The 10326-nt window shown below is 36.1% G+C and carries 10 protein-coding genes and 1 rRNA gene; all 11 read left to right on the top strand.

What is annotated here, in order from left to right; translation table 11 throughout:
- Positions 1-99, top strand: a 5S ribosomal RNA gene (gene rrf / locus ACRXC1_RS14705); the annotation flags it as partial.
- Positions 100-251: 152 nt separating this feature from the next.
- Positions 252-2705 (top strand): DNA translocase FtsK, encoded by a 2454-nt coding sequence (locus ACRXC1_RS14700; RefSeq protein ID WP_433659890.1) that lies wholly within the window; start codon positions 252-254, stop codon positions 2703-2705.
- Between the two features lie 186 nt (positions 2706-2891).
- Positions 2892-3671 carry a 30S ribosomal protein S2 gene (gene rpsB, locus ACRXC1_RS14695; protein ID WP_021268438.1) on the top strand — a complete coding sequence of 260 codons (780 nt, stop codon included), beginning with the start codon at positions 2892-2894 and terminating at the stop codon, positions 3669-3671.
- A 26-nt stretch (positions 3672-3697) separates the two neighbouring features.
- Positions 3698-4582 (top strand): translation elongation factor Ts, encoded by an 885-nt coding sequence (gene tsf / locus ACRXC1_RS14690; protein WP_392910736.1) that lies wholly within the window; start codon positions 3698-3700, stop codon positions 4580-4582.
- 78 nt (positions 4583-4660) lie between these two features.
- Positions 4661-5368, top strand: coding sequence for a UMP kinase (pyrH, locus tag ACRXC1_RS14685; protein WP_021268728.1), 708 nt, complete (start codon positions 4661-4663; stop codon positions 5366-5368).
- A gap of 17 nt (positions 5369-5385) precedes the next feature.
- The gene (frr, locus tag ACRXC1_RS14680) at positions 5386-5943 is read left to right on the top strand and encodes a ribosome recycling factor (protein WP_392910734.1); all 558 of its coding nucleotides are present in this window, start codon (positions 5386-5388) and stop codon (positions 5941-5943) included.
- 15 nt (positions 5944-5958) lie between these two features.
- On the top strand, positions 5959-6714 hold the full coding sequence (uppS, locus tag ACRXC1_RS14675) for a polyprenyl diphosphate synthase (protein WP_433659887.1): 756 nt from the start codon (positions 5959-5961) through the stop codon (positions 6712-6714).
- An 11-nt stretch (positions 6715-6725) separates the two neighbouring features.
- Entirely contained in the window at positions 6726-7544 is an 819-nt protein-coding gene (locus ACRXC1_RS14670; RefSeq protein WP_392910732.1) for a phosphatidate cytidylyltransferase, read from the top strand.
- Positions 7545-7552: 8 nt separating this feature from the next.
- Positions 7553-9103, top strand: coding sequence for an RIP metalloprotease RseP (gene rseP / locus ACRXC1_RS14665; protein ID WP_433659884.1), 1551 nt, complete (start codon positions 7553-7555; stop codon positions 9101-9103).
- Positions 9103-9699: a hypothetical protein gene (locus ACRXC1_RS14660; RefSeq protein WP_433659882.1), complete on the top strand. Its 597-nt coding sequence runs from the start codon at positions 9103-9105 to the stop codon at positions 9697-9699. The genes rseP and ACRXC1_RS14660 overlap by 1 nt, the downstream gene beginning before the upstream one ends.
- Before the next feature lie 177 nt (positions 9700-9876).
- Positions 9877-10323: a hypothetical protein gene (locus ACRXC1_RS14655; protein WP_433659880.1), complete on the top strand. Its 447-nt coding sequence runs from the start codon at positions 9877-9879 to the stop codon at positions 10321-10323.
- Positions 10324-10326: the final 3 nt, after the last annotated feature.

The raw sequence follows: 10326 nt of genomic DNA, 5'->3' as shown, positions 1-10326 counted from the left end.
GGGGAAACACCTGATACCATCCCGAACTCAGCAGTTAAGCCCGCTTGCGCCGAAGGTAGTGCCAGGGTAACTTGGTGTGAGACTAGGAAGATGCACCTTCTATATAAAAAAGCCAGATCTTAGGATCTGGCTTTTTTTGTTTGTGGTCATAAAATTTCTATATCAGCTTCTATTTTTCTTTTTATCTTGCTTCTAGAGGGGTTTACGGCCTTTTCTTTTGCCTTTACTTACATTTCATATACAATAGAAGTATGAAGAAAAATATCCTTAAAACTCAACTAGTTATCCTATTTATCTTAACATTGTTCTCTTTTATCTCGTTTTACTTTGGAAATGATTTACCGGATAATTACTTCACAATTACATCTGGTAATTCTGGTAACATTTTTAGTTATTATTTCTTCTCAATGGTTAAATTTGGTTCTTACTTTAGTGGGCCCTGGATTTTGATTCCATTTTTTGTATTCTCGTTATGTCATACATTTATTTATGACAAACGTGAGTATATGGTTGATGTTTTAAATTTTTTCCCTCTAGTTTTCTTTTCTGGAGCTATATCATTTTTCTTTTTTCAAGATGCACTAGGGATCGGTTTACAATATATTCTAAAGAATGCTTTTACTTCACTTTGGTTAGGTATTTACACAAGTGTAGCCTTTGGTCTTTTTCTTTTTGGTACGTTTAGAGGTGGCTTTAAAGAAAGTATAGTTAAAGCTTTTAACTTTACTAAGGCCGTTCCAAGAAAAGCCGTTGAAGCCAAACAGGCTCTTGTTGCACCGTTTGAAAAGAAAAAGCCAGTTGCTCAGATTGAGCACGATAATAGTCTTCGTAAAAGAATGGATAGTATTCTTAAAGATGATAAGAAAGAAGATGAAGATAAAAAGGAAAGTTCTTTATTTGCTTCACTAAATAAGATTAAGCCGCAAAATATATTAAAATCTAAGAGTAATATTGAAGAAAATTCTGTTGTTGAAACTGATAATGACGAAGACATCGAAGACGCTGTAATTAAACCACAGCTCACACGTCCTTCTTTTGATGAGTCAAATACAGTTGTTCGTAGTGTACAGCAAAGTCTTGAAGATTCTGAAGCTAGTAGCACTTCTAGTAATCAAGTAGAAGAAGGTACTGTGAGAGAGCCACAGGTTAAAAAGATTCTTGTGACAGCTCCTCTTAATCGTATGGCCGATACATCTACTGATAATCAATACTTTAATATTGTTGATACTGCTACTGAAGCAACAATTGAAAAGGTTTCAAATGAACCTGACAAGGCTTATTTCGAACAAATCATTACTCTTTTAGAATCAAAACTTACAGAGTTTAAAATTGAAGGGGAAATTGTAAACGTTCTTAAAGGTCCTGTTGTAGATACTTTTGAGTTTAGACCTGGTGCTGGTGTTAAAGTTTCAAAGATTGCTGGTCTTGCCGATGATCTATCTTTAGCTCTATATGGTGCTCCTATACGTGTCGTTCCAGCAATGATGGGTAAGGATACTGTGGGTGTTGAGGTACCAAGAAATCCTCGTGATATTATATATTTAGATGAAGTATTGAGTTCTAAAGAGTTTCAAAATGCTAAGTATTCACTTCCAATCGCTATGGGGAAGAATGCATTTGGTGAATCTTTTGTTATTGATCTAGCTACATGTCCACACATGCTAGTTGCAGGGGCAACTGGTGCTGGTAAGTCGGTATTTATTAACTCACTACTCGTTTCACTCCTTGTTAAAAAGTCACCTAAGAAAATGAAGTTAATTCTTATTGACCCTAAACAACTCGAGATGGCGCTTTATGCGAAGCTTCCGCATCTGCTAATGCCTGTTGTAACTGATGCAAAAACTGCTTCAATTGCGCTTCTTTGGGCCTGTCAGGAAATGGATCGTCGTTATGGAATTCTTGCGGACTTTGGTGTTCGTAATATTTCTGGTTTCAATGAAAAGCTTAAGAGAGCTACTCCTGAAATGCTTGCTAAGATTCACCATCATTATGAAGACACAACTGCTGAAGATTATGAGCTACCATATATTGTAATTATTGTTGATGAATTTGCTGACCTTGTATTAACTAAAGCAGGGAAAGAAATCGAAAATAATATTGCTCGTATCGCTGCTAAGGCCCGTGCCGCTGGAATTCACCTTGTTCTTGCAACACAAAGACCTTCAGTAGATGTAATTACTGGTGTTATTAAATCTAACTTCCCAACACGTGTTGCCTTTAGGGTTTCTTCTCGTACCGACTCGAGTACAATTCTTGATAAAATTGGTGCTGAAAGACTGCTTGGAAAAGGGGATATGCTTTATAAACATGGTATTAACACTCAACGTGTTCACTCTTCATATGTTGATGAAGTTGAGATCGAAGCCTTGACTCAGAAATTAGAAGCCTTGGAGTCTGGTTTCGATGAAAAGGCAATGGAGTTTCTTGAGAATGGTGGAGAAGTAGAAACTGATGAATACTCATATGGTTCACATATCACTCCTGCATCTTCATCGAATTCTGGTGATGCTCTATATGATGAAGCCGTTAAAGTGGTTATGGAATCTCGCTCAGCGTCAGCTTCTATGTTGCAGAGAAGACTTAGAATTGGTTACAATCGAGCAGCAAATCTTATTGAGGAGCTTGAAAAACGCGGGGTCGTAGGTCCTGCTCAGGGAGCTAAGCCGCGTCGCGTTTTAGTTGATGGAAACTCACCAACACTATAATTAAAAAGGCCCTTTCTTTCGGTAAGTTAGGGCCAATAATTCCTCTAAAAATATTACAAAAAAATATTGAATCCGCAGTGTCATCGTGTTAAAAATGCACCATCGCAATATCGCGAAATAAACAGCTACTCGAAGGGTTGGTCCATTCGGTTCGAGTTAGTGTATTCAACCAACTGTGGAGTTCGTATGTCAGAATTAAACATTAATGATCTTTTAAAAGCAGGTGCACACTTTGGTCACCAGACTCACAAGTGGAATCCAAAAATGAAGCCATATGTATTTGGTGAAAGAAACGGGATCTATATTGTTGACCTTGCTAAAACTATTCCTTTAGCAAAAAAAGCTTATGACTTCCTAAAGAAGACTTCTTCTGAAGGTAAGCCAATTCTTTTCGTAGCTACAAAAAGACAAGCTTCTGAAACTGTTAAGACTGCTGCTAAGTCATGTGGTGCATATTATGTAACTAACAGATGGCTAGGTGGGATGCTTACAAACTACAAAACAATCAACCTTTCAATCGATAAACTAAGAAAAGTTGAGAAAATGAAAGAAACAGGTGACTTTGAGTTACTAACTAAGAAAGAAAGAATCAAAGTTGGTAAAGAAGTTGAAAAGCTAGAAAAAAACCTTGGTGGTATCAAGGATATGAGAAAGCTTCCAGGTGCAATCGTTGTTGTTGATCCAAACAATGAAAGAATTGCTGTAAAAGAAGCTAACAAACTAGGTATCCCTGTTGTTGCAATCGTTGATACTAACTGTGATCCAGAAGGTGTTGACTACGTTGTTCCAGGTAACGACGATGCAATCAAGTCGATCACTCTTTTCTCTGATTACTTCGCAGGTGCTATCGCAGGTAGCGCAAGCAAAGCTAAAGCAGCTGGTAACCAAGTTACTGATAAAGCTCTAGAAGAAGAAATTCTTTCTAAGTATGAAAAAGACATCGATTTAGCTGGTGAAGAAGAATAATTAATAAATAATTAGCGAGGTAAAAAATGGCTATTACGGCAAGTGCTGTTAAAGAATTAAGAGAAAAAACTGGTGCAGGTATGATGGACTGTAAGAAAGCTCTTACAGAAACTAATGGTGACCTAGAGGCAGCAGTAGATTTCCTAAGAACTAAAGGTCTAGCAAAAGCTGCTAAGAAAGCAAGCCGTGTTGCTGCTGAAGGTACAGTTGTATCTGTAGTAGAAGGTAGCAAGGGTGTTATTCTTGAAGTTAACTGTGAAACTGACTTTGTTGCTAAAGGTGACGATTTCCAAGGTTTCGCAAGTAATGTTGCTGCTTGGACTCTTTCAAATAAGCCAGCTTCTATTGAAGAACTTAAAGATGCTAAGAATGCTGAAACAACTGAACTTACTATGAAATGTGGTGAGAAAATCGACCTAAGAAGATTTGCTGCAGTTGAAACAACTGGTGTTCTTGGTTCATATAACCACGGTGGAAAAATTGGTGTTCTAGTTGAGCTAGGAACTGATAAGACTGATGCTCCAGAAGTTGCGGAACTTGCAAAAGATATCGCAATGCACGTTGCAGCGGCTAACCCTTCTTTCTTAACTTCAGATGATATTGATGAAGATTACAAAAAGAGAGAAGAAGAAGTTTACCGTGCACAACTTAAAGAAGAAGGTAAACCTGAAAACATGATCGATCAGATCGTTAAAGGTAAACTTGGAAAACTTGCTAAAGAAGTATGTCTTGTTGAGCAAGTATTCATTAAGAACCCAGACTTTACTATCAAGAAGCTTGTTGCTGACGTAGCTGGTAAAGTTGGTGGTGATATTACTGTAAAAGCTTTCCATAAAATCAATCTTGGTGAAGGGATTGAGAAGAAAGAAGACAACTTAGCTGAAGAAGTTGCTAAGATGACTCAACAGTAAAATTAATTACTAAATATAAGAAAGGGCTTTTTTAAGCCCTTTTTTTTTGCAATTTGATTGTAGTGTTATTGGGGACATATGAAATATAAAAGAATCTTATTAAAACTTTCAGGTGAGGCTTTAGCTGGCGAGGCCGGTTATGGTGTAACTCACGATGTTCTTAACCAAATTTCTGAAGAGGTTAAAGAACTTGTAGCAATGGGTGTAGAAGTTGCTATTGTTGTAGGTGGTGGAAATATTCACCGTGGTGTAGCGGGAGCGACAAGAGGTATGGATCGTACTTCTTCAGACCATATGGGAATGTTGGCGACTGTCATAAATGCACTTGCGATGCAAGATTCACTTGAGCAAAAAGGTGTATTTACGAGAGTAATGTCGGCTATTAACATGCAAGAGGTATGTGAGCCATATATCAGACGTCGTGCTGAGAGACACCTTGAAAAGAAGCGTGTCGTTATCTTCGCAGCAGGAACAGGAAACCCTTACTTTACGACAGATACGGCAGCTGCCCTAAGAGCAAATGAAATTGACGCACAGGTAATTTTTAAAGCGACAAAAGTTGACGGAATCTATGATAAAGATCCTATGAAATATGATGACGCAGTCAAGTTTGATCAATTAAAATATATCGACGTATTAAATAAGGGAATCAAGGTAATGGATTCTGCTGCTATCTCACTTTGTATGGATAATGAGATGGAAATTGTGGTATTTAATATGTTTGAAAAAGGTAATATTGCAAAGGCCGTAGCAGGCGAGAGCATTGGAACTAAAGTAATTAAATAATTAATAAGAGGTATATTATGATTAATGAAATTAAATCATCATTAGAAACTGGTATGTCAAAGTCAATTGATTCTCTAAAACATCAATTAACAAAAATTAGAACTGGTCGTGCATCGGCTTCTGTATTAGATGGCGTTACTGTGGACTACTATGGTTCTCCAACTCCTGTTAACCAGGTTGGACAGGTTTCAACTCCTGAAGCGAGACTTCTTCAAATTCAACCATTTGATAAAACTCTTATCAGTGAAATTGAAAAATCAATCATCAATGCAAACTTAGGTCTTAATCCATCAAATGATGGTAACTTAATTAGAATTGCATTTCCTGCGCTAACTGAGCAAACAAGAAAAGAGCAGGTTAAAGAAATCAAAAAAATTGGTGAAGACAGTAAAATTGCAATTCGTAACATTCGTCGTGATGGTAACGAAGTTGTGAAAAAAGCTGAAAAAGCTAAAGAGATTTCTGAAGATGATTCTAAGAAGTATCAAACTGAAATTCAGACTGTAACAGATAAGTATACTAAACAAGTAGACGAGATCATTGCAGCAAAAGAGAAAGAGCTTCTAACTCTTTAATCTTTATTTGAATAAATGATGAACTTTCAAACGTCTAAATTAAAACATGTTGCAATTATAATGGATGGCAATGGGCGCTGGGCACAGAACCGCGCTCATCGTCGTGTGTGGGGACATGTACGTGGAAGTTCTGTTGTTAGTGATGTTGTAGAAAAAGCTGACGACATGGGAATTAAGGCCCTGACGCTTTATGCCTTCTCTACTGAGAACTGGGGTCGCCCGCCTTCTGAAATTAGAACTCTCTTTCTTCTTTTAAAGAAATTTCTTATTAAAGAAAGAGCTAAAGTTTTAAAAAATAATATTAAGTTTAATATTATTGGTGATATTTCAAAACTTCCTAAAGATACAATTGAAATTATCAGTCGACTAAAAGAAGAGTCGAAGGATAATACTGGTTTAAAGCTGACTTTCGCATTTGGTTATGGTGGACGCGCTGAAATTATTAGCGCTGTAAATAAATTAATCGCTGAAGATATTGAAGTTACTGAGGAGAATATTTCTCAGGCCCTTCACGCCCCTGAGTTAGGTGATGTTGACCTAATGATTAGAACTGGGGGAGATCAAAGAATCTCAAACTTTCTATTATGGCAAATTGCATACGGTGAATTATATTTCACGGAAACGATGTGGCCAAATTTCACATGTAAAGAATTTGAAAATATTATTTATGAAGTCGAAAAACGTGAAAGACGTTTTGGGCAAGTTTGTGAAACGGAATCATTAGCTGCTTCTAAAAATAAGATTAGAAAGAATATTAGATTAATAAATTAAACGGAATTAAAATGACAAATACTCAAAAAAGAGTCCTATCTGCCATTGTAATGATAGGTATCGTCGCATTAGCATATTCTATTGGTGTTGTTGGTATTGAAGCACTCCTTATCGTTGTTAGTGCAGCTTGCTTCTATGAATTCGCAAAGAATTTTCTCTCTCTTAAAGTAACAGGTATTTTCACACTCGTTAATTTTGTTCTTTTACTTGGAATTCAGTTCTGGGCAATGAACAACAACCACGTATTTGATGGGCTTCTTATTCCTTCAATAGGTTGTTTATTAAACCTTGTTCTAATAGGCTACTTGTTCATTTCTCCAATGGAGTCGATGAATTTTGTTAACCTTTTAAAAAGAGTAACAATTTTAAGCATGGTAATATTTTTGATTCCATTTCTTAATCTTCATTCACTTCTTAATCATGCTAATTGGCAAGCTCTTGTAATTATTCTACTAGTATTTAACTTTGGTATGGATACTGGTGCTTGGTTTTTTGGTAAGAACTTTGGAAAGACGAAGTTGTGGGCAACAGTGAGCCCTAATAAGACTGTTGAAGGTTTAATTGGTGGAGCCGCAACATCTGGCCTATTAGGAACTTTAGTATGGTATTATTTAATAGGTGATTTTGCGGTAAAATATGTACTGATCTTTTTTATTTTAGGTATTTTGAGTCAAGTCGGAGACCTGATTCAGTCTAAGTTGAAAAGACAAATAGGTGTAAAGGATAGCTCGAACTTGATTCCTGGACATGGTGGGGTTTACGATCGAATCGATAGTCTTCTCTTTGTTATACCGTTTTACACACTATTGTTAAGTTATAAGATTTTATAAGGGTTAGTATGTTAGAGAAAATTGTTATATTTATTTTATTTTTAGGTCCACTCGTATTTTTTCATGAGCTAGGACATTTCTTGTTTGCAAGACTCTTTGGTGTAAGGGTTGAAGTTTTTTCAATTGGTTTTGGTCCAAAACTGTTTAGATGGAAAAAAGGTGACACAGAGTACGCTATCTCTTTAATTCCACTTGGTGGATATGTGAAGATGTTTGGAGATGATCCATTCAACAAAGATGGTATTTCTGAAGAAGAAAAGAAATTTTCTTTTATTCATAAGAAAAAATGGCAAAGGTTTTGGATTGTTTTTGGTGGTCCTCTTGCTAACTTTATTCTTGCTTTCTTTATCTTCTTTGCTCTTTTCTTAACTGGTGAAAAAGTTCCAGAAATTAAGATTGGAAATGTGGCCAAAGAGACACGCTTTTATAAATTAGGTTTTAGAAGTGGTGATATTGTTAATAAAGTAAATGAACATCTTGTAACTTCTCCAAGTGATATCGTGCTGGAGAGTGATGGCCATATTAGTTCTTTAACTGTTGAGCGCCTTGGCCGAAAAGAAGTTGTGAAAGTTGATATGAAGCCAGAACAATTCTTTGAAGAAATGGTAAAGTATCCGCCATTTTTACTTCTGCCAATTGTTAAATCAGCAGATGGTAATCTATTTATTGTTTCTAAAGGTAATAAACCAAATACTGACTATAGCTTAGAAGAATTGGCCATTGAGGCAGGACACCTCGATCTATTTCCTGTGAAATCTATCGATACTGAAACAAGTCAGCCAATATTTGATAAGGAAGCTAAGGCCGTTGCACACTTAGATGTAACGAATGGTCTTAAGCACGCTCTTTTTACAAATAATTACTTTCCTATGGACTTAGTTGTTAAGAGTGTTCAAATGAAGTCTCCTGCAGATAAAGCAGGTCTTTTGGCAGGGGATATTATTACTTCGGTAAATGGAAAAGAAGTTAACTCATTTGATGAACTTAGAGGTGAAATCCAAGAAAATGAAGGTCAAGCTTCTTTAAAAGTTATTAGAAAGGGTGAGACTAAAGAGTTTAATATTACTCCTGACGTTAGAACTGAAAATGGTAAAACTGTTAAGTTAATTGGTGTTTATAGCCATGGTATTTATGCCGCTGGTAAATATGTTACAACTGAGCCAATGAATTTCTTCAAAGCAATTCCAAGAAGTTTATACCGTACATGGGACGGCGTTGTTAAAACATTTGAAGGCTTTAAAAAACTTATCACAGCAGAAGTTTCATTAAAGAATATTGGTGGGCCACTTACAATTGGAAAAGTTGCTTCCGACTCTTTCAATACTTCAATTTCATATTTTTTCCAGTTGATGGCTTTAATTTCTATCAACCTAGGTGTTATTAATTTATTCCCAATTCCGGTATTAGATGGTGGGCATATAGTTTTTCTTATTTTAGAAGCAATTAACGGTGGACCATTATCAAGAAGAAAGCTTGAGATTGCTCAGCAATTTGGTCTTTCTATTCTTTTACTATTAATGATTGGGGCGTTGTTTAACGATTTTACGCGATTCTTCTAATGATATACTTATTTATTGATACATCACATCTACTCCACTTTGGAATATTAGACGAGAACTTCTCTTGGGTTGAAGATGTCGTTGTTGAAACAAAGAAGACTTCTGAAGTTCTTCATGAAAATATTCATGCTCTACTTTCAAAGCATGGGCTTGATGTGAGTCATATTAAAGGTCTTATCTCAATTGCTGGCCCAGGTTCTTATACTGGTATGAGAGTAGGAGAAGGGCTTGCACAAGTTTTTGAACTAGATGATATTGAGGTTTTCTCTTTTTATAGCTCTGATATTCCAAGTATTCTTGGACAGGACTCGACTCACTGGATGTTTCCGGCATTTAAGAAAGAGTATTATATTCGTACAAATGATGAGGAGAAGCTTCTAACGCAAGCTGAATTCGAAGCATTTTGCTCGGGTATTGTGGATAAGTCACAATTATATACTCATGGTGCAAATGAGCTTTCAGAGCATTGTGAAGGGGATACTCGGGAGGTGCTTCGTAAGAATCCAGCACCGATTTTTAGCAAGGTTGTAAGTGAAAGAATGAGGCAGAGGCCTTATTATTTTCGACCACTTCACGTCGAATTTAAAAAGTCTTAGTATGACATGTCAGTTGAATATTGATAAATTATTAAAGTGAAAATATTTTATCTATCTAAGTCCACAATCAACTTTATTATAGTAGTAGCATTTCTATTATTACTATTATTCGGCTTTTATTTATTTTCAATTTACTTTGTAATTGTAGCTGTATTTCTATTCCTGTTTAGAAGGAAATTGAGCTCCTTTAAAGAAGATCAGGTAACAACTCGTGGATCGATCTATTCTCCAGTAACAGGGAAAGTTGTTGGTATTAATAAAATATCGAATAACGTTTCGGAGCTTTCAATTAGAATGGGACTATTGAGCGGATATGGGATATATTTACCAATTTCGGCGAGAGTAAATAACGTCATTTTTAATGATAAGGACTTTGGAACAAAAGTTATTCTAGAAGACTCTAACGATAGAAAGATTAGACTATTTTTTATAAATTCATTTTTTAAACGTGACCCAGAGCTAATTGTGTTGCCAGGGGACCTTGGAAGAAGACAAGTTGATATTGGCTTCTATCCACTTGGTGCTACTGTAAAGATGCAAGTCGAAAACTCTGAACTCCTCGTGGCCATGAATGAAAAGGTTAGGGGCGGAGAAACAATCGTAGGTCGCTATATAGAAGAATAAGAA

The sequence above is a fragment of the Halobacteriovorax sp. GFR8 genome, assembly GCF_050955245.1.
Classification (GTDB): Bacteria; Bdellovibrionota; Bacteriovoracia; order Bacteriovoracales; family Bacteriovoracaceae; genus Halobacteriovorax_A.
Note: the sequence above shows the minus strand (reverse complement) of the source record. Positions and strands in the feature narration are given on the sequence as shown.